At 36.3% G+C, this 251-nt stretch carries 1 protein-coding gene; it reads left to right on the top strand.

What is annotated here, in order from left to right:
- On the top strand, nt 1–251 hold a 251-nt coding region (locus SB751_RS33465), incomplete at both ends, for an HDOD domain-containing protein (protein ID WP_410749428.1).

Below are 251 nucleotides of genomic sequence, written 5' to 3'. Positions count from 1 at the left end.
ATTGAGGCGCTAGTACCAAGCTTAAAATTAAAGCAAATGTTCACCCGAAAAGAATGCTGCATTAGCTTAGAACGCTTTTGGGATACCGCATCAGAAATTGCTGATGTAAATATGATTATTGGGCAACGTATAAAAAACAATGTTCCCGTTGAGTACTTGTATACGCTGGGTTTATTTCATGATTGTGGCATTGTGCCGATGGCAATTAAATTTGATAATTACGTGAGTGCTTTACATACTTCAAATAATAC

It is taken from the genome of Cupriavidus sp. SIMBA_020 (assembly GCF_046535395.1).
Taxonomy (GTDB): Bacteria; Pseudomonadota; Gammaproteobacteria; order Burkholderiales; family Burkholderiaceae; genus Cupriavidus; species Cupriavidus campinensis.
Note: the sequence above shows the minus strand (reverse complement) of the source record. Positions and strands in the feature narration are given on the sequence as shown.